Origin of the sequence: Marivirga aurantiaca, from assembly GCF_016679925.1 — a bacterium.
In the GTDB taxonomy this organism is placed as follows: domain Bacteria; phylum Bacteroidota; class Bacteroidia; order Cytophagales; family Cyclobacteriaceae; genus Marivirga; species Marivirga aurantiaca.
This window is the reverse complement of the sequence record NZ_JAEQBW010000015.1, coordinates 86,699-106,884: the sequence shown is the minus strand read 5'-3', so window position 1 is coordinate 106,884 and position 20,186 is coordinate 86,699. Positions and strand designations below refer to the sequence as shown.

General features: G+C 37.3%; 14 protein-coding genes. 4 read left to right on the top strand and 10 right to left on the bottom strand.

Annotation, left to right across the window (positions count from 1 at the left end; genetic code table 11):
* Nucleotides 1-229: 229 nt before the first annotated feature.
* The gene (locus JKA74_RS19685; protein ID WP_201432955.1) at nucleotides 230-3,442 is read right to left on the bottom strand and encodes a caspase family protein; all 3,213 of its coding nucleotides are present in this window, start codon (nucleotides 3,440-3,442) and stop codon (nucleotides 230-232) included.
* Nucleotides 3,443-3,631: 189 nt separating this feature from the next.
* Between JKA74_RS19685 and JKA74_RS19680 the strand changes: the two genes are divergently transcribed.
* On the top strand, nucleotides 3,632-4,990 hold the full coding sequence (locus JKA74_RS19680; RefSeq protein WP_201432954.1) for a M28 family peptidase: 1,359 nt from the start codon (nucleotides 3,632-3,634) through the stop codon (nucleotides 4,988-4,990).
* Between the two features lie 353 nt (nucleotides 4,991-5,343).
* Nucleotides 5,344-5,940, top strand: coding sequence for a fasciclin domain-containing protein (locus JKA74_RS19675; RefSeq protein ID WP_236587958.1), 597 nt, complete (start codon nucleotides 5,344-5,346; stop codon nucleotides 5,938-5,940).
* A gap of 162 nt (nucleotides 5,941-6,102) precedes the next feature.
* Here JKA74_RS19675 and JKA74_RS19670 read toward each other — a convergent pair whose 3' ends face one another.
* Nucleotides 6,103-6,576 (bottom strand): DUF4494 domain-containing protein, encoded by a 474-nt coding sequence (locus tag JKA74_RS19670; RefSeq protein WP_201432953.1) that lies wholly within the window; start codon nucleotides 6,574-6,576, stop codon nucleotides 6,103-6,105.
* Nucleotides 6,577-6,662: 86 nt separating this feature from the next.
* Here JKA74_RS19670 and JKA74_RS19665 point away from each other — a divergent pair, with 86 nt between their 5' ends.
* Together JKA74_RS19665 and JKA74_RS19660 are read left to right on the top strand one after the other, a co-directional pair.
* Entirely contained in the window at nucleotides 6,663-7,826 is a 1,164-nt protein-coding gene (locus JKA74_RS19665) for a THUMP domain-containing class I SAM-dependent RNA methyltransferase (RefSeq protein ID WP_201432952.1), read from the top strand.
* Entirely contained in the window at nucleotides 7,810-8,835 is a 1,026-nt protein-coding gene (locus JKA74_RS19660) for a hypothetical protein (protein WP_201432951.1), read from the top strand. Before JKA74_RS19665 ends, JKA74_RS19660 begins: the two co-directional genes overlap by 17 nt.
* On the opposite strand, the gene JKA74_RS19655 is transcribed toward JKA74_RS19660, so the two are convergent.
* From JKA74_RS19655 to JKA74_RS19620, 8 genes are all read right to left on the bottom strand, one after another.
* A complete protein-coding gene (locus tag JKA74_RS19655; protein ID WP_201432950.1) occupies nucleotides 8,832-12,260 on the bottom strand; it encodes a two-component regulator propeller domain-containing protein in 3,429 nt (1,142 codons plus the stop codon). The two genes, JKA74_RS19660 and JKA74_RS19655, sit on opposite strands and share 4 nt — an antisense overlap.
* 108 nt (nucleotides 12,261-12,368) lie before the next feature.
* The gene (locus JKA74_RS19650) at nucleotides 12,369-13,241 is read right to left on the bottom strand and encodes a nucleoside phosphorylase (protein ID WP_201432949.1); all 873 of its coding nucleotides are present in this window, start codon (nucleotides 13,239-13,241) and stop codon (nucleotides 12,369-12,371) included.
* A gap of 168 nt (nucleotides 13,242-13,409) precedes the next feature.
* Nucleotides 13,410-14,381, bottom strand: coding sequence for an oxygen-dependent tRNA uridine(34) hydroxylase TrhO (gene trhO, locus JKA74_RS19645; RefSeq protein ID WP_201432948.1), 972 nt, complete (start codon nucleotides 14,379-14,381; stop codon nucleotides 13,410-13,412).
* Nucleotides 14,382-14,482: 101 nt separating this feature from the next.
* Nucleotides 14,483-15,124: a NeuD/PglB/VioB family sugar acetyltransferase gene (locus JKA74_RS19640; protein WP_201432947.1), complete on the bottom strand. Its 642-nt coding sequence runs from the start codon at nucleotides 15,122-15,124 to the stop codon at nucleotides 14,483-14,485.
* Between the two features lie 93 nt (nucleotides 15,125-15,217).
* Nucleotides 15,218-16,471 carry a hypothetical protein gene (locus JKA74_RS19635; RefSeq protein WP_201432946.1) on the bottom strand — a complete coding sequence of 418 codons (1,254 nt, stop codon included), beginning with the start codon at nucleotides 16,469-16,471 and terminating at the stop codon, nucleotides 15,218-15,220.
* Nucleotides 16,471-17,772: a DUF2851 family protein gene (locus tag JKA74_RS19630; protein ID WP_201432945.1), complete on the bottom strand. Its 1,302-nt coding sequence runs from the start codon at nucleotides 17,770-17,772 to the stop codon at nucleotides 16,471-16,473. Before JKA74_RS19630 ends, JKA74_RS19635 begins: the two co-directional genes overlap by 1 nt.
* A gap of 35 nt (nucleotides 17,773-17,807) precedes the next feature.
* Nucleotides 17,808-18,890: an aminotransferase class V-fold PLP-dependent enzyme gene (locus tag JKA74_RS19625; protein WP_201432944.1), complete on the bottom strand. Its 1,083-nt coding sequence runs from the start codon at nucleotides 18,888-18,890 to the stop codon at nucleotides 17,808-17,810.
* Complete coding sequence (locus tag JKA74_RS19620; RefSeq protein ID WP_236587955.1) at nucleotides 18,883-20,073, bottom strand: MFS transporter; 1,191 nt, start codon at nucleotides 20,071-20,073, stop codon at nucleotides 18,883-18,885. The genes JKA74_RS19625 and JKA74_RS19620 overlap by 8 nt, the downstream gene beginning before the upstream one ends.
* Between the last annotated feature and the right edge of the window lie 113 nt (nucleotides 20,074-20,186).

Sequence of the window (20,186 nt, the reverse complement as noted above, 5' to 3'; positions counted from 1 at the left end):
ATACAAAAAAAAGCTCATTGAAACACATTTCAATGAGCTCTAGTCAAAATAAGTATATCTATCTTAATATCAGTTGTTTACAATCAGTTTTAAGGCATTTTACCAACTATTTTTGGCAATTAAATCCAAAAACAGGTTTTTATCTATTCTATATTCTATTATTAGCCTTCTGTTAGTGGGGTCTACTTTTCCAAAGCTTGGAACTTTGGAAAATTTTTCATCCTCAAAATCATTCCTTCAGTACTCCAATAGGAAAATCATTCCCTCTGGAAAAGGTATATGGATATTGAGGATTTCCCTTTAAACGCATATTTAATTCAGGCACTATTTCATCAATAAAGGATTTCATCTCATAAACGCTAATTCTTCCGTCTTTCGGTACAGTATCTGCTTCTCCTCGCAATGCTTTTAACACAGCGTATGTGAACAAGCCATGTCCTAAGTCAGCAAATTCCGAGGCATATTGCTCATTTCCGGCAGCAGACAGTACATGTACACCTGCACTTCGGGACAGCTGTGCAATGGCTTTTTCTTCTGTAGCACCTCTTCGGGCCAACAACTCTACCGACCCACCCGATTGACAAGCATCTATAAAAATAATTTGTTTTAAAGCTTTTAGCCGGGTCAGTTTCTGTTGCACTTCATCGGCACTTAAAGCTTGTTTTTTAAGTGCGCTACCTTCATAAAGTCGTGTGGATTCATGCGGGATAAAATAGAAAGTTTCATCATTCATACTTCCATGACCAGCAAAATATAACACAAATAGATCGTCAATTGCTGCAGTGGCTATAATAGAATCCATTGCAGACAAAATATTTTGCTTGGTGGCATCCCGATCATACAATTCATGCTTCTTAAAGGATGAAAACAAACCTTTTGTCTGCTGGCTCATTTGGCCGACAAAGGCTTCCGCATCGGCACGCGCATAATTAAGGTTGAGTTTCGTATTTTTATAATCATTTACTCCAATAGCTAAAACATGGCATGTTGCTCCCGGCACGTTATTCTGAGTAATTAAATCAATCTCAGCAGGTGCAGATTCCAGTTTTTCCCGATTGACAACTTTTGCCATAAAGCGATTATGTCCTGAAACCAGGGGTTGTACACAACTATAGATTGTGCTGTTATCCTTTTGCTTACTTTTCTTAAAATCTTGCAAGTTGATGGCCACCCTTTTCCCATTATGAAAGAGTTCCATATCTTCTATCCCTTTATCATCACTTACTTTGATATAAATAGCAGCTTCAAGCTCATCACCTGACTTAATTCCTGCTATTTTCACTTCTGGCAAGGATGAGTTCTCCAGCAAGCCCTGAATACTCTTTTTACTCTTTGTCCCGTTCTCTGAAAAAGTATTGGAAATAAGATCAGGCGTAAAGAACTCCTCAAAGAATTGATCAAGTAAATAGGCTTTGTTGTCTTTTGTATAGTGGATATATTTTTTTGCACCATCAGTAGCGTAAAAATAACCGCTGGGATTCCGAACCATCCAATTGGCTTTATCTATAATAATATGTTCCAATATTTCTTTCCCTGTTTTCAGGTCCCAAAATTTGGTAACTCCGTCAAGATCCCCGGAAATTAACAGATTATCACTTTTATGAATGTTTAAAGAACTTACTGTTGCCTGGTGCCCTTCAAATGTTTGTATTATTTTCCCACTCTTCCTGTCCCATATGCGAATTATTCTGTCTTCTCCTCCACTTAGAAAATGATCATTGTGAAACATCCCTGCCCTGATGGTTCCCATCGGATGACTGAATCTTTTGCGCATCATTCCATCATATATATTCCAGCTTATGGCAGTGCCATCATCGGAAAGGCTCATGAACTCTCCTGCTTGATCTGATAATATGATTTCGTTCACATTTTGAGTATGACCGATAAATGTTTTGACCAACTGACCTGTTGCTACTTCATACAACTCCAACTTTTTATCCAGACTTGCTACAATCAGGTACAAGTCGTCATGCGTGAAGGAAACTGCATAGGCAGATGTGTTTTGTTGATAAATATTGGAAACTATTTTCTCTGTTGTCAGGTCCCAAACCAAAACCTGACCATCCCATGAGGTGCTTACCAACTTAGTTTGATCATGACTCCAGCGTACATCAAATACAGGAGACCTGTGTCCTTGCAACAACTTTAATGATTTACCTGACTGCGTTTCCCAAACAATCACATCCCCTTCTCCGCCAGCGGTAGCCAACATTTTTTCATCAGGAGAGAGCTCAAAATCAATCACTGCTTTTTCATGCCCTGAAAATTCTATAAAAGACTTCCCTGATTTCACTTCCCACATCCGAAGGACATTACTTATCTTTCCTTTTAGGAGATAGGCATCATCGGAAGTAAGCACCTGTGAATTTTTGTTTTTGATATAGCGTGCAATATGCGATTCCCAATAGTTATTGGGGTCGTACATGAGGCCTCCCTTGTCCTGATCGTGAAGCAAACCTTCAAATTGCCTGTGGATTTCCCCGGAAGCTATATCAATCATCGTAGCTTTATTATCATTACCAGCGATGATCACTGCATCAGCCTCTTTATTAAAAATTACATCATTAATTTCTGCCCGATGGTTTAAGGTCGCAGTCAGTTTATTGGAAGCTAAACTATAGATAAATACCTGCTCTTGTGTAGCGGCAAGTAATTTCTCTCCATTTTCACTGAAAGCCACCGCCCGTATATCTTCCACTTTTTCTTTTAAAGTGTGAATGACATTTCCTGAAACAACCTCTATTAATTCTAAACTTCCATTATCAGATAACTTTGCTATTTGTTTACTGTTCGGATGAAATGCTACTAAGCTAGGACAGCCTCCACACCAACCTGTTTCCGGTTTAATTTTCTGTTTCAGCCTCCAGGTTTCTGCGTCATAAATTGATAATGTGCGGTTATCTTCCCCTACAGCTAACCATTGGCCGTCATTACTCCAATCTAATGTTACTCCATATCCTGTTCCTTTGTCACTAGCTACAGGAAAAGATAAAAGAGAATCACCTGTGGAGAGCTCATATATTATTACCTCTTTGTCGAACCCACCGGTTGCTACATACTTTCCATCCGGAGATAAAGCGACATCTGTCATGTATTCCTGACTTTTCGAACTCGTCCAAACAGCTTTAGCTGTAGTAATATCCCAAACCTTCACTGTTAAATCCGCTGAAGAAGAGGTTAGCTGCTTAGTTTTGTTATTAATTGAAAAGCCATTTATGGTGCTACTATGTCCAAAGAAGGTGTTAATTTCCCTAGCTGTTTCTACATCCCACAGCTTAATGGTTTTATCTCTGCTGCCGGTAAATAAATACTTACCATCCTGGCTGAGCTGAAGCGCTTTTACCGGCTCGCTATGTCCCTTTTGAAGGGTAATAGATAAAGATTGGGCGAATAGGCTATTCCCATAAGCAAACAAGAAAATTAATAGTAAAGGAGTTCTCATAAGATCTGCAAGATAATAGAAAGGGAAGAAACCTTACTTCCTAAGAATAGAAAATAGCTTCATCTGATCTGAAAATCCCTGGAAATGGTGAGTCACAATATGAAAAGAGCGATTTAACCTCTACCACTCAAAACATTTTTATTTATTCTCTTCTTCACATTTTGTATCTTTCCCTAAAATACCTCATCTATGAAAAATATAATTACAGCTTTATTCCTGATTTTCAGTTTTACATTATCAGCACAAAATACCGCTCCCCCACAAGTAGATCTAAGGATGTACGATGTAGTAGATGCGGTTTCGGCAGATAGATTAGAAAAGGACATTCGTACATTAGCTAATTTCGGTACTAGAAATACTTTTTCAGACACAGTCTCGGAAACGCGTGGTATAGGCGCAGCAAGAAGGTGGATAAAATCTGAATTTGAACAAATATCAAAAGAATGTAATAATTGCCTGGAAGTATTTTATCAGAAAGATTTTGTAACCAAAGAAGGAAACAGCAGAGTACCTCAAGATGCGTATGTAGTAAATGTGGTAGCCATTCAACGCGGAACCGATTACCCAAACAACTTCATTATCATGTCTGGTGATATTGATTCCCGCGCCAGCGATACGATGGACTTTACCACCGATGCACCGGGAGCTAATGATAATGCCACTGGTATGGCCGGGGCAATTGAAGCCGCACGTGTTTTATCAAAATATCAATTCAAACATAGCATTATTTATGTTGGCCTTTCAGGTGAAGAACAAGGCTTGTTTGGTGGTGCCGGACTAGCTAAGTATGCGCAGGAAAAAGAATGGAATATCATAGCTGTTTTGAATAATGATATGATTGGAAATATAGAAGGAGTTGATGGAGTAATCGACAACCGGACTTTTAGAATATTTTCAGAGCCGGTTCCTCCAACTGAAACAGAGAGAGAACGGACTATGCGCAGATATTATGGTGGAGAAGTAGACGGTATTTCCCGTCAATTAGCCCGTTACGTACATAAGCAAACCCAAACTTATATGCCGGAAATGAATCCCATGATGGTTTACAGGTTGGACAGATTTGGCAGAGGCGGTCACCACAAACCTTTTAACGATTTAGGTTTTGCAGGTATTCGTATTATGGAAGCCCATGAAAACTACAACCGTCAGCATCAGGACATCAGAGTGGAAGATGGCATTAAATATGGAGATGTAATTGAAGGAGTAAATTTTGATTATGCAAAAAAATTGACTGCTGTAAATGCCATCAGTATGGCAGGATTGGCCTGGGCGCCACCAGCTCCAAAAAACGTAGGCATTGGTGGCGTAGTACAGCCTTCCGCTAAACTGGAGTGGGATGCTATGGATGATAAGGACATTATTGGTTATAAAATCTATTGGAGATTAACTACTTCCCCTACCTGGGACAACTCCCGCTATGTAGGAAAAGTAAATCAATTTACGTTGGAAGGAATAGTGGTAGACAATTATTATTTTGGTGTAGCTGCGGTTGCTAAGAATGGAAATGAATCGGTGGTGGTATTTCCTGAAAGAGTGATAAGGGATTAGATAGAAAATAAATTTTCAGGTATAGGAATTGAATTTTGGATGCTTCACATAAGCATTTAATACAAAGTTGATTGTAGTATTAACTTTATATAGGATGAATGTGTTTCATTTTAAGTTGAGCACTATTACAAAGCAATAATATTAGTAGCTTTTTATACTCATCTTTCCGCAATCTTGTGGACAATTTCCGCTCCTAAAAAAAAATGTATATTTTATTTCATCGAACATAAGTATTTATTCATCGATGTTTTCAGTTGCTTAATCGATATAATAATTTATAAAATTAATTAATCAACATAATTGAAAATAACCATTTTACTTGTATACATTTGCTGCACTAATCAATTAAAACTATGAGAAATAATAAGTTTACAATCCTGTTAGGGATTTTTGTTGCCATGATACTTGTATCAAGTTGTGGAGATGGTGGGAAAGCTGCTGCTGAAAAAGCTACGGCCGATTCAATCCGTGTTGCTGACTCAACTGCAATGGTTGAAAAAGCGGCTCAAATGAAAGCTGATTCAATCGCTGCCTTACCAAAATCAATTGCTGAAACTGCAGTTAATACTGATCAATTAAGCACTTTGGTTGCTGCTTTAACCCAAGCCGAATTAGTAGAAACTTTTAAAGGTGAAGGAAATTTCACTGTATTTGCTCCAACTAATGAGGCATTTACTGCTGCACAATCAACTGTTGATATGTTGATGAAAGCTGAAAACAAAAGCAAATTACAGAATGTGCTAAAGTATCACGTGGTAGAGGGTGTTACTATGGCATCTGACCTTTCTGACGGTCAGGAATTAACTACCCTTCAAGGCGAAAAATTGAAAGTTACTATAGAAGAAGATAAAGTAATGATCAATGGTGCTGAAGTAGTAATTGCTGATGTAAAAGCTAGCAATGGTGTAGTACACGTTATTAACAAAGTAGTTGTGCCTGCTAAACTATAATCGAATTTATTTTATTTAAAACTTAAAAACTCAGCCATACCGGCTGAGTTTTTTTTATGTCCTTTCTATTAACATTTACTTCCCACTCTATTTCACTTTCATAATAAAAATTCCAATAACAACAGCAATAGTTTCTATTTGCGTACATTGATAAAAAACAACTTAATCTTCCTGCTCTACTTCTTCTTCCGGTTTTTCATTGGCATCAATATCCCCGCTGTAGTTAAAAACCTCTACAATAGTACTTTCAATTACTTCCGGCACCTGGAAAGAAACCAACATATTATTTAAGCTTAAATAGATACGGTCATAGGCATCTTTCACATTATCAGCTGTAACTATCATTTGATTAGTGATTTTCTTTTCCTTACCACTTTCTTCCGCCACATAGTAGGTCACCTTGCATTTGTGCCAGATGCTGGAATCTTCATAATTAAAAACATCAACAATTTTACTTTTGCTAATGCCGGTAATCATAAATTCTCCCCTTACACGCTCGCCCATTTCCTCATACATTCGTGTTTCGGCCTCAGTAAAAGAAACGGCATCTACCAAATAAGGCTCCGTTACTGACTTCAATCTACCGTTTTCATCCTCTTTCTGGTACTTTACTTTACACAAAAACCACTGCTTCATTTTATTTTTGATTAATTTGGAATGCAAATATAAGCCAAATCAAAATCGAATCGAAACCACATTAAAATTTGTTTAACTTTGCCCTCATGGATAAAAGTAAAATAGTATTGCCTTGCCCCCCTTTTATAGCTCCCGTTTTGAGAAAAGAAGTAGAGGCTTTAGGTTATTCCGTTTCACATGAAGGCCCTTTAGATATTTCTTTAATGGGCTCCATGGCTGATTGTATGAAACTCAATTTACATTTGAGATCAGCCAACAAAGTGCTTTTTCAATTGAAATCTTTTCGCGCTACATCACCTGACCAGCTTTACCAGCAATTGTACCAAATTCGCTGGGAAGATTATTTATATGAGGACGGCTATTTATGCATTACCTCCTATGTTAACAATGAAAAAATCCTCAATACCCAGTTTGCCAATGTGCGTGTAAAAGATGCTGTAGTAGATAGAATGGCAGATAAAACCGGAAGCAGACCTGACTCAGGCCCTCTTCGTAACCAGATGGTGTTATTTTTACACTGGATGGATGATCAGGCTGCCATTTACCTGGATACCTCCGGGGAAACCATTGCCAAACATGGCTATAGAAAGATTCCGGGGAAAGCACCGATGATGGAGTCTTTGGCTGCTGCCAGTATTATGGCCAGCAACTGGACTCCTGAACAATGCTTTGTAAACCCTATGTGTGGATCAGGCACTCTGGCTATAGAGGCCGCTTGCATAGCTGCCAAAAAAGCACCTGGAATAAATCGGGAAAAATTCGGTTTCCACTACTTCAAAGGATTTGATGAAAATAAATGGGAAACCCTAAAAGAAGAAGCAATTGCTGCGGAGGTAGTTCCCGAAATAAGAATAATTGCTACTGATCATAGCCGGATGGCAATGCAAGCTGCAGAGCAAAATGCTGAAGCTGCAGGCGTTGCTGAATATATTGAATTCAAGAAGTGCGATTTCCGTGACACTCCTATTCCTGAAGAGGATGGAGTAGTATTTTTGAATCCGGAATATGGAGAGAGATTGGGTGAGGAAGCTGAATTAGCAGTTCTTTATCAGCAAATAGGTGATTTCTTTAAACAGGATTGTAAAGGAAAAACAGGCTATATTTTTACAGGCAACCTCCAGCTAGCCAAGCGGATTGGCCTTCGGACAAAAAGGAGAATACCTTTTATGAATGCCAAAATAGAGTGTCGTCTGTTGGAATATGAGCTTTACCAGGGAACAAAAAAAGTAAAAGATGAAAGTAAATCGTAAGGAAAAAGAAATACTGCAAAAGGCTCTTCAACATTGGGAGTCGGTGAATTTACTAAATACGGAAAAAGCCACCGAATTAAAGAATAATCTTGAGCAAAAGCCATTCAACTGGCAAGCAGTCGCTTATTACTCTTTCATTTTTGCAGTAGTTAGTTTGTTAATAGCCATTTTAAGCATATTTGCCGATAAAGCACTTTTGGACCTAATAGATTCACTCATTTCTACTTCATACGTTACAAAATCGTTCACCTTTTTGGTACTAAGTGGCCTTTTCTTTTGGTTGGACTGGCGCTATGCCAAAACGACTTCCAAAAAGAAGTACAGTAAAGAAGTATTTGCTTTCTTTGGAGCTGTATTCCTTGCAATTGCCACAGGATTTCTGAGCTTCCTATTTCAAATGGAAGAACGTCCCGGTATCCTCATTTTTTTACTCTCACTGGTTTACTTCACCATAGCATTTTACAGAAAAAAGGAATTACTCTGGTTTTTCGGCTTAATGGCCTTAATGATTGGATATGGAGCCGTCACCTATAACCTGAGTAAAAACAATGAACTGTTTTTTGGAATGAACTTCCCGATGAGATTTGCCATTCTGGGTTTAATTATATTAGGAGCTACCTATTTTCTCAATAAAGTAAAAACACTTCATGCTTTTAAAGAACCTACCTATTTCAGTGGTCTAATTGTTTTCTTTATTTCTTTATGGATTTTGTCTATCTCAGGAAACTATAGCAGTTACGAAACATGGCTGGAGGTAAAGCAGTACCAATTGTGGTTTTATAGTTTAATACTGCTTATGGCAAGTGTCGCTGCCATTGGTATCGGTTTAAAAAAGGAAGATATAATGCTCAAAAATATGGGAATCACCTTTATTTTCCTTAACCTTTATACCCGGTACTTTGAATTCTTCTGGGACATCATGCACAAAGCAGTATTCTTTGGCATTATAGCCATCTCCTTTTGGTTGGTAGGAAAGAAAGCTGAAAAAATTTGGGATAAAGGCAGTTAAGCATATGACTTTTGGTAGTAAGGAATAGGTAACTCTATCACAAAGCAAGAACTATTCTGAAAGGAAGGATCAACGTGCACTGTTCCACCTAATTTCTTTACAGCCATTCTCACGCTGTAGAGACCTAGCCCAAAACCTTTATTATTTTCATTGGCAACAAAAAACATATCAAAAATGCTTTCAATTGTTTCCTCAGAAATTCCGATCCCAAAATCTTCAAAAAGAATTCGATATTGATTGTTCCTGTTGTCTTTTTCAAAACTAACGTGCACCGTTGCTTTCTTGCTTTTTTTGGAAAACTTCAAAGCATTACTGAAAAGATTGGAAAAGATGATATTCAATAACACATTATCGCTAATGATTTCAGTATTATTTTCAAACCCTTTGAAACTCAAATCAATAAATTGTTCCGTATCCGCATTGTCAGGTATGTTATCCTTAAGGGCTTCTTCAAATATTTCCCTTAAATTATGAGACTGAATACTTAACTCCTTTTGCTTTAGCTTATTTATTTTTTGCAGGTTGAAAAGTATTTTTGCCATATGTTCAGCAGTGGTTTGTATCTTTTGGAAATAAATCATTGCCTTACTGTCTCTTGACTCCTTTAATGCCAGATAAACAAGTCCCATAATAGTAGAAACAGGGCCTTTCAAATCGTGGGAGGCTTTATAGAAAAAAGTATCTAATTCATGATTGGCTGCAAAAAGCTCTCTATTAGTGTCTTTTAGCTCACGAGTACGTTCTTCTACCATTTCTTCCAATTGAAGATTTGACAACCTTAAATCATCATTTTGTTTTTGAATAATTTTATTTTTTTCACTGATTTCATTGTTCTGTTGAATAATTTTATCTTTCTGAGAATTAACAATTGTTTGATTCTTTACTAAAGAATTATTGGCAATAGTTATTTCCTTAGTCCTTTCCTTCACCAATTTTTCCAATTTCATTTTGGAACTGCTAAGTTTGTATGTTCTCCATTTTACATAACCATAAATAACGAAAGCTACCAGGACTATTATTAATAAACGAAACCAGTTGGTCAACCAAAAAGGTGGTACCACTTGTACAAAAACCTTTAATTCATTATCCGACCATACTCCATCACTATTAGTAGCCTTTACTCGTAATTGATAATTACCCGGAGGCAAATTGGTATAAGAAAAATGTCTTCTGTTTTTGTTATAGACCCAATCTTGATCAAATCCCTCCAATTGATAAGCATATTGATTCTTTTCAATTGCAGTAAAATCCATGGCTGCCACTTCAAATGAAATCAAATAGTCATTATAATGAATGATCAAAGTATCTGAATGAATGTCTTTATGAACATGGTTGCCATTGTGTAGCACTTCTACTGAGGTTAAATTGACATTAGGCATAAAAGAATCAACTTTTATTTTCTTAGGATGAAATACATTGAGGCCGTTATGTCCGCCCAAAAACAATCGGCCATCTGAAACTTTATAGGCAGATCTCCTGATAAATTCCTGGCCTTGCAAGCCATCTGCCTTGCCATAATTAGTGAATTGCTCTGTTATTGGGTTAAACTTGGCCACACCCTGATAGGTAGAAATCCATATGTCACCAAAATCATCCTGTAAAATTCCCGCAATATTATTATTAGGCAGCCCATGATCAGTAGTGTAGGACTTAAAACCGATATCCCCGGCTTTGTCTTCTATCATTTTAGAAATCCCTCCACCACCAGTACCTATCCAAAGCACTCCATCCTTATCTTCAAAGATGATTCTAATTATATTATAATTGAGGCTTAAGGAATCATCTTCTTTATATTTAAAATGTCTGAAATTATCCAACCCGGCCTGGTATAGGTTAAGGCCATAATCTGTACCGATCCAAATTCTATCTTTTGAATCAACAAACACAGCATGCACCCTGTCATTAGAAAGACTATGAACCCTACCTGTCTCATTCCGATAACGTTTGAATTTCTGGGTTTTCTTATCAAAAACATTCAAACCACCATCCCCAATAAGCCCTAACCATAAATTCCCATATTTATCCTCTGCTATTGATTCCACAAAATTGGTACTTATGGACTGAGGATCCTTTGGATCATTTATGTAAGAGGTAAGTTCTCCCGTTTTTCGATTAAATTTTGAAAGCCCGTAATTCCACAGCCCTACCCATAAATCATTTTCACTATCTTCAAATAGAATCCAGGCCCTGTCATCCGGCAATCCGGATTCACTTTTGATAATTTTATGAAAGCTTACTTCATTTGATTTTTCATCTTCTTTCAATATATCTACTCCAAGATCATTGGCTATGTAAATTTCCCCTTTAGAATCCTGGTAAATATAATTGATAGAATTATGTGATAATGAGGAAGGATTTCCTTGTTCATGTTTATAATGCCTGAATTTTTTGGAAGTGGTATTGAAAACATTCACCCCACCTTCATGGGTACCCAGCCAGTAATTATTGGAATTGTCTTTATAAATAGAAACTATTCTATTATCTGAAATACCCAATTCTTCCTTTGGGCCATTTCTTTTGTGATATTGAACTTTGTGTGTGGCATCCAAATGAAACAAGCCATTCCCGAAAGTGCCAATCCATAGCCCACCATTGTCATCAGGGTAAATCTTTCGAATATAAGATTTACCACTTCTACCAGGATCTAATGAAATCTGCTTAAATTGCTCGCTGCCTTTCTTCTTTAAGAATAAACCACCCAGTTTAGTACCCACCCATAAATCCCCGGCTTCATCCAGATAAAGAGTACGAATATCATCATCTGTCAACCCGTTTTTATCATCCTTATAGCGAGTGTTTTTTTTTGTTTTCAGATTAAATCTGTTGAGACCATCTCTTGTTCCCACCCATATTTCGTCCTGATGGTTGGATTTCTCTATACAATAGACCACATCATTGGAAATGGAGGTAGAATTTTGAGAGGAAACAGTGAATCTTTCAAAATGATCTGTTACCATATTAAACCGATTCAACCCATTTTTTGTCCCCAACCAAAGAATGGAATCGCTGCTCTGCAAAATGGAATACACTACATTGTCACTTATTGATCCGAGGTTATTTTTATCATAAGTGTACCTTTTAAAACTATCCTTCTTATCAAATTTATTGAGCCCTCCACCATATGTTCCTATCCACAGGTTTCCCAATTTATCTTCATAAAGTGATTTAACATAGTTATTGCTCAGGCTATTCTTATCGTTTATTTTGAAATAGTATTTCTTGAAATTAATCCCATCAAATCTATTAAGTCCATCCTGGGTGGCAAACCAGATAAATCCCGATTCATCCTGAATGATATCTTCTACTGTATTTTGAGAAAGGCCTTCATTGACTGAATAGTGAGTAAACTCAATGTTTTCATATTGAGACTGAGCTTCAAACGAAATGAAGCAGAACAATACTATTGCTAATAAGGGGTTGCGCATATTTTAATTAATTAAATAATTATAGTACTTAATTAATTAAGAAACAAAGTTTTTCGATGAATGAAAAAAGTTATCCGAACCGCATAATTATGTATTAAATAAAGGTTTTTACTCCAAAGTGAGTACTTTTTCCAATACGGTTTTGATGAGTTTATCAATCACCTTATCAGGGTTTTTGGAAAATTTATTGGTGATTCTGTTGGCGATAATTGCGTTGCAACTTAATACTTCATGCCCCATCATCCGACCCAGGGCATAATAGCCGGATGTTTCCATTTCAAAGTTTGTCAGCCATAAATCCCCATAATGAAAAACAGATAATTTATGACCTAAATCAGGATACTTTATAGGGGTTCTCAATTGCCTTCCCTGAGGCCCGTAAAAACCCGGACAGGTAACTGTATTTCCTACTATCATATCTTCAGAAAAGTGCTTTAACAAACGGGATGAACCCTCCACACAATAGGGGCGAAAAGGTAATTCTGCTTCCAACTGTAATGCCGCTTCTACATTGGCTTCAGCCTCTGTTCTTTTTAACGGATAAAAATACATTAAGGTATCCAGACCAATGGCAAATTGAGAAGCTAATAAAGAATCTACAGGGATATCTTCTTGTAGTGCTCCGGATGTTCCAATTCTAATGATTTTTAAAGATTTTTTTCTGCTTTTATTCTCTCTTTTTTTGAGGTTTATATTAGCCAGGGCATCCAGTTCAGTCATTAATATTTCCACATTATCAGTACCCATACCTGTAGACATTACCGTAATTTTCTTGCCTTTATAAGTACCTGTATGGGTAATGAACTCCCTTTTGTTCATTTCAAAAGTAATATCATCAAAATACTGGCTTACCTTGTGAACTCTAGTAGGGTCTCCCACAGTAAGGATTATATCAGCAATATCCTGAGGCCTTAAGCTTAAATGGTAAACAGAACCATCTTTATTCAATATTAACTCAGACTCAGGATAGAATGCTTTCATGTGTATATAATTGTTTTTAAGTTGTCACCCCGATATAGTCAGGGCAGGCTATGCTCCAAAGGAATCCCTTCGAGAGAATTCGCGGTAAATAATCATCCGGTAGTTGATTCCCCCAATAGCTATCTGAGCTATCAGGATTCACCCTCGAATATATCTGCTAATTTAATGTCATTTAACTTTATCTAATTTTCCTTGAAATCCTTTCAAGGGATTGTAACCATTGGTTGCTTTTTGGTAATATCCTGTTCCGTTATAGGGCCTTTTCTCCGGGTGTTCCTTGCATTCCTGAGAACACGCCCCCTCCATTTCTTCCCCACATTTTTCGCAAATAGGCACATGTACATTACAAGTCGGATTGGCACAATTCACCATCCTATCTGAGGTGGTATCACAAACAAAGCATTTGGAAACAATGGTAGGGTTTACTTTATTAACATCTACTGCCAATCTGTTATCAAAAACATAGCACTTCCCCTCAAAATCTTCCCCTTCTGCTTCCAGTCCATACTTGATAATTCCACCATGCAACTGATATACATTATCAAATCCTTGTTCTAATAAATAGGCGCTTGCTTTCTCGCATTTAATACCACCTGTGCAGTAAGTTACTATCTTCTTGCCTTTATACTGCTCTAATTCTGTGATTTTTTCAGGAAAATCACGAAAGTTTTCTATGTCCAAAGTAACTGCGTTCTTAAACCTTCCCAGCTCATGCTCATAATTGGATCGAACATCTAAAATGACCAGATCCTCTTCCTCTTTAATCATTTTACGAAATTCTTCCGGCTCCACATAAGCTCCTGTTCTTTTTCGAGGATTTAAATGGGAAAGTCCTGAATGTACGATTTCAGGTTTTACACGTACATTCAATTTCTTGAAAGTATGGGATGGGTGAAATTCTTCTTTGAATTCCACATGACTGAAGCGAGGATCTGATTTCACAGCTTCCATATAAGCATCGCATGCTTCTATGCTACCTGATACAGTGCCATTTAAACCTTCTTTCGCAATGATGATCCTGCCTCTTACATCTAATTTAATGCAGAATAAATGATGCTCATCCCTGAATTCATCCGGGTTTTCAATCTCTGCATAGCAGTAATAGAGTATTACCTTGTAGTTATTTGTTGTGTTTTCCATAATTTCTGCCCTAGTGTAAATAAGGTGATTTTGTGGTTGATTTGATTTTTATTTTAATATACTATTATCTACTAACTTTAAAGTCTGAAAATAACATCTTTTTATAATTTAATAGCTTCAGCCGGATTACCAAATACTGTTTCTCCATCTTTCACATCTCTGATTACTACCGAACCCGCACCAATATTGGCTTTTTTACCGATTTTAACACCAGAAACTACTGTAACACCTGATCCAATAAAAGTTTCGTCTCCTACGGTAACGCCACTATTTATTTGGCTTCCTGTGCCAACTTGCACAAAATCGCCCAGGCTAACATTAAAATCTATAATAGCTCCTGCGTGTAATATGCAATGATTTGGCACTTTTGCATTGGCACCAATTACTACACGGGCATCGATATAATTCCCATATCCCAGATGGGCCGAAGCTGAAACAATCGCATGGGCATGCAGAGCATTTCCCGGCATCACCTTTCTTCGATCATTCAATAAGTTGACCATTTTCTTCCGTGCTTTCATATTATCTTCTGCCACGAAAGCATCACACTTCTTACCAATGTATTTTAAAAATCCATCATCATCTGTATTGCCCAACACTGAGATGAAATCTATTTCCGTTCCATGTAATTTTTTATCATCATCCAAAAAACAATACACCTCCACCTGATTGCTTTTGAAAATCTCAGCTACTGAGGGGCCTATGCCTTTTGCTCCTAATATTATTACGGGTTTTTTATCCATTTCATTTTTTTAAGACTGCAAAGTTAAGGCTAATTCAAGCTTTCCACAAAAAAGATTTACTCGTTACAATTAAATATCTCCTGAAGTAAATAACTATCCTCTTCTTTGATTTAATCTTTTCCCTATAAACCACAATACCAGAAACCATATGAATGGCATATAGGCAACCTGATAACGAATGAGCGTGCCAAAATTTGGAGTGGAAATACTAATCACAACAGCCAAAACGGAGCAATAAATCAATACTCCTATGATCCACCATATTTCGTTTTGAGAGATTTTAACTACAAAAGCCAGGCGGATGGCATAAAGGAATAGTAGCAGGAAAAGGAATTGCTCAATAGCTGCTATATGGGAAAAAAGGCTAAAAGCTTCCCAGGGAAACGGTCTGAAAAAACCGGTTACCCATGCTAAAGGAATATTTTTAAGAAAGAAAAGGAAATCTGATCCGGCATCCAAAAAAACGATTCCGGCTTCACTGGAATTTGCTAAAATAACATCGTGGCTAATTCTGATAAGCTCATAAAACCTTCCACTATAAAACACCGGGTGAAGAAATGCAAGAACCAGACCTCCCAACAACATCAGGGAAAAGTAAATAATAACTTTCCATTGAAAGCGTATATCTTTTAGAAATCCGGGTTGAACTGAAAAAAGTAGTGTGAGGATCAAAACAGGCATCAATACAATAGCCACATAATATTTAAGCAACCACAAGCCCCAATAACAAATTAAAATAGGTATAAAAAGAAGCCACTTAGACTTTTCCTGATGCCATCTAATAATAAAATACGCCATGAAGTAAAGTAAGGTCATCATAAAAGTTTCCTTCATCAATCCTGAGGACCAAAAGGTAACGGAGGGAATAAACAGAAAAGCAATATAAATGGCCGTTTTGTTTTCTGGTAAAATGCCGGTGAGCCGCTTTACAAATTTCCAGGCCGCAAAAATGGAAAAAAGACTTAAATAAATGGCCATCGTAAAATATTCTCCCTGTGTGACAGCAAATAAATAGCTCATCCATCTTACAAAAAAGAAAGTACGGGGTTCACTCTGGGCAGAAAACTCTTCCATTGTCAGATGGATAGACTGAAAACCAAGCCATTCAGCAATGGAGATTTTCCCTATCTGGAAATAGTGGTACAACTTGCCTGCTTGTTCAAAAAAGTAAAGTGTATCCCCTGTGCCACCATAATATCCCCAATACAACCATCCCAACAAAACGCCACAAACAATTTTGACAAAAACAGCCGTACTGAAAATAGCCCTGTCAATGACATTTAATTTTCGCTGAAAAAGCAAAATAAGAATAAAAACAATAACAATATGGATAGCTATACTAATCATTATTTCAAAATAGAAAGCCCCACACTACATGAAAGACATTTTTTTGGTTGGCAATAGGCATTATGTAGTTGGATTAAAGCCTGAGAATCCGAAGCTGTAGAAATTTTCATTCCCAAAGATTCAAATTTTCTGCTAATAAAATTCTTTTCCGCTTTTAAAGTGTTCATTAATTGAATGGCCTGATCCACATACCTTTCCTCTCCAACCCCCTTGGCATAAAATGCCAATAGAGGAGGTACTGTGTTCATTAATAAGATATCAACTGAAGACCGTCCCAGTTTTTTGCTTTTCCGGGGGCTTTCCACATCAAATTGAAAATGGTTTTCCCAATACTCATGGGGAGTAACTCTAAAGTTTTTCATAAGCTCTTTGGTATTCATCTCCAAAACAAAAGCATCAAATAACGATGGCAACTGATGGAGTAACTGAGCCAACTGAGCCAATCGTACAGTGGGGAAATTGGTAGGTCTCAGTCTTAGGAATCTCCATTCATGCTGCTGCATAGTATCCTGAAGTATACTCGAATGCTTATGTCGTAAAAACTTCCAATCCTTTTTTAATTGATTCGGGTAGTCATCTATAAACTCCTGTTCAAGAAAACCGGAAGCACCAAAAACAACTGCTTCCAACAACTCCGGGTGATGTTTTATCTTTTTCACAAATGAATAAGGCAAAACTGTTGCCAATCTTTCAAAAGGATGTTGGTTGACTTTAAAACCCATGGCCGAAAGAAGCATAAAGTAACTTACCTCCTCCCAATCCTGTTTTACTTCATTAAAATATTTTCTTGCCTTTTCAGATTTATCGTTCAAACGTTCAACCAAAACCCGCTCCAGCATTTCAGACTTATAAACGTCTCCTATATCTTCCCAATGTTGGGCGCAGGCAATCTCGTCAGATGATTGAACGAGCTTTTTATAAGAATCTATTAAACTTAAGTCTACTTTATCCTTTAGCTCCAAAGTAGGAATAGCCGTTCCGTCAGGATGTAATATAGCTTCGTCTGCTTGCCAAACCACATGTAGCACCACATTTTGATAATTTGGATCCGACTGATGATAATGTCTGTTCCAATCAGAAGCTTTAATATGAATTTCTACTGCACCAGCCCATTCCATTTCACCTATTTTCACTTTAGCTTGCTGAAAATCAGGACCTGCATTAGTATGAGCAAATCCGGTTTTTATCACATGAATTGGGACACCCTCCACTGTTTGCAGGTCTGTTGAAGCAAATTTCTGGTAACGCCATATGTAATGTAGAAAATCCTCTTGCATGAAGAACCAAATTACTAAATTCACTTTTAATGTGATAGTAAATAAATAAAATATATGAATCAGACTTTAAATGCTGAGATCATATCTACCAGCATTTCCATTTGCTCTTTAGAGTGTGTAGGGAAATTTGCAATCCGAATATGCTCCGGCTTATACTTTCCATAACCCGTACCAATCTGAATATGCTTTTCTTTTAGATGATTAATTAATTTAGAATTCTCAAATGATGTTTTAATAACAGATACTGTTTTGCTTCTATACGCTGGGTTTTCAATAAAATGGGATAATTGCGGATGCTCTTCCACTGCAATATTTAAAATAGCCGCTTTATAGTCTATTTCCCTTCTAATGGCCGTAACACCTTTTGTAAGCATATCTTCTGCTACTTTGGCCAAAGTATATATACCCAGTATGTTTGGAGTTTCCGTAGTTTGATATTCCATAGCTTTTTCCACCATCTCAGGAAGCTGATGGTAAGAACCTATCATCAATCCCTCATTTGCAAGCTCTACTGCTTTGGATAAACAACGCTCATTAGCGATCCATATACCAAGTCCTGCCGGTAAGCCAAAAGCTTTCTGTACCGAAAAATAAAGGGTATCTATTTTTGTAAAATCTACAGGTGTCACCGGAACTGCCGATACACCATCAATGGCAATCAATTTTTCAGGATACTTTTCTCGGATTTGGTTAATGAGAGCTAAAGGGAAAGCTGCTCCCGTACCTGATTCATTTAAGCAAATAGTTACAATTTCTGCCTTCTCAGGCACATCGATCTGCTCTAAAGAAGGAATCCCTCCATCTGCCAGTTTCAAGTCATGGGTTCTCTTCTGAAGCTGGGAAGCCACTTTCTCAAAACGGGCTGCAAAAGGACCGTTACTAATATGATAACTATCGGAACGTACACAATTTTGAATAATCCTTTCCCATGCTTCATTCGCGGAGGAAGTAATTAATACATGGTAATTATCCGGAATATTCATTAACTCTTTCAGGTTATCAGCACAGGCTTTGTAGATATCCTTGAATTGTTGCCCTCTGTGAGAAGTGCTTACTACTCCATTTCGAATCGCATTTTTAATATGTTCTTCGGCAGTAAAATAAAGGGCTGTAGGGCCGGGGGTAAAATAAATATCAGACATTGGTGGCAGCTGTTAAAATTTCTATCTTTTTCTTATAATCCTTAAGCGTGATACCGAAAAATAAAACCATCGGAATAACTGTAATAAAGGCACAGAACAAATACATCTGCGAAAGAGAGAAAATTTCAGCGATATTTCCAAGTAAAAAGGCGCCAATTCCAATTCCTAAATCAATGGAGGAGAAAAAAGTACTAGTAGCTACTCCTCTTTTATGCGGCCTTACCATATTAATAACCATAGTTTGGAGAGTAGGCATCACAATTCCATTGCCCAGGCCCAGCACAAAGGCTGCAATAAGGAAGCCGTAGATTTCCTCACTTTGCGAAAGTAAAACAAGTCCTGAAATGGTCCCTGCAAAACTTAACACCATCACAAACCCAGGCCCTTTTTTATCCATCATTTTTCCCGTAAGCGGACGAATGATACTTACTCCTGCTGCATAAATCAGAAAGAACAAGCCAGTACTTTCAAGAGAAAGTTCCTTGGCAAATAAGGTAATAAATGACATTACTCCTGCAAATGGAAATGCCAGAAACAACATCACTAATGACACTTTCAATACTTTGGGTTCAAATACATTTGCCCACTCCAGTTTGTTCTGCCTGTTCCCTATCGCAGGATGGTTCACCATAAATGACATTCCAACTGCTATCAAACAAAGTACACCGGCAGTCACAAACAAAACACTATAACTGCCACTTTCTTTCAAAATTTGTAAGCCTATCAGTGGGCCAACAGCCATGCTCAAAGTCATCGACAACCCAAAAATACCAATCCCCTCACCTCTTCTTCCTTCAGGCACTATATCCGAAGTAATAGTACCTCCACCAGTGGTCACTACTCCCCATACACCACCATTTATTAGTCTCAGGAATAACAAAAAACCAAAAGAAGCAGCTAATCCGTAAGAAGCCATTACCACCGCATACAAAAGCATGGAAATCAAAAACAATTTTCTACGTCCATATTTATCGAACAGGTAGCCACTAATAGGCCTTACTAAAAGAGCCGATAAAGCATAAATTCCAATAATATAGCCTACCTTATCCTTGTTTTCGCCTAATACATCAGTCACAAAAGTGGGCAAAGTGGGTAAAAGCAAATAGAAAGAAACAGCCATAATCAGATAGCTGAAGCAGTGTAGGAGGAAATCCTTAGTGTATAATGGCGTTTTTCGCATCATTTTGTAGTCCGCAAAATTAACTTATTAGGGGAATTTATGGTTATAGCATTAGGATAAATATTCAGGTTGATTTAAAGGAGCTTTTTCAATACTTGCTGATCAACTAATTTATT

What these genes read in the sequence shown, in the direction of transcription:
- JKA74_RS19670 (WP_201432953.1), bottom strand. Translation starts at nt 6,576, where the DNA reads ATGAAGCAGTGGTTTTTGTGTAAAGTAAAGTACCAGAAAGAGGATGAA.
- trhO (WP_201432948.1), bottom strand. Translation starts at nt 14,381, where the DNA reads ATGGAAAACACAACAAATAACTACAAGGTAATACTCTATTACTGCTAT.
- JKA74_RS19665 (WP_201432952.1), top strand. Translation starts at nt 6,663, where the DNA reads ATGGATAAAAGTAAAATAGTATTGCCTTGCCCCCCTTTTATAGCTCCC.
- JKA74_RS19640 (WP_201432947.1), bottom strand. Translation starts at nt 15,124, where the DNA reads ATGGATAAAAAACCCGTAATAATATTAGGAGCAAAAGGCATAGGCCCC.
- JKA74_RS19655 (WP_201432950.1), bottom strand. Translation starts at nt 12,260, where the DNA reads ATGCGCAACCCCTTATTAGCAATAGTATTGTTCTGCTTCATTTCGTTT.
- JKA74_RS19680 (WP_201432954.1), top strand. Translation starts at nt 3,632, where the DNA reads ATGAAAAATATAATTACAGCTTTATTCCTGATTTTCAGTTTTACATTA.
- JKA74_RS19650 (WP_201432949.1), bottom strand. Translation starts at nt 13,241, where the DNA reads ATGAAAGCATTCTATCCTGAGTCTGAGTTAATATTGAATAAAGATGGT.
- JKA74_RS19620 (WP_236587955.1), bottom strand. Translation starts at nt 20,073, where the DNA reads ATGATGCGAAAAACGCCATTATACACTAAGGATTTCCTCCTACACTGC.
- JKA74_RS19635 (WP_201432946.1), bottom strand. Translation starts at nt 16,471, where the DNA reads ATGATTAGTATAGCTATCCATATTGTTATTGTTTTTATTCTTATTTTG.
- JKA74_RS19685 (WP_201432955.1), bottom strand. Translation starts at nt 3,442, where the DNA reads ATGAGAACTCCTTTACTATTAATTTTCTTGTTTGCTTATGGGAATAGC.
- JKA74_RS19660 (WP_201432951.1), top strand. Translation starts at nt 7,810, where the DNA reads ATGAAAGTAAATCGTAAGGAAAAAGAAATACTGCAAAAGGCTCTTCAA.
- JKA74_RS19675 (WP_236587958.1), top strand. Translation starts at nt 5,344, where the DNA reads ATGAGAAATAATAAGTTTACAATCCTGTTAGGGATTTTTGTTGCCATG.
- JKA74_RS19625 (WP_201432944.1), bottom strand. Translation starts at nt 18,890, where the DNA reads ATGTCTGATATTTATTTTACCCCCGGCCCTACAGCCCTTTATTTTACT.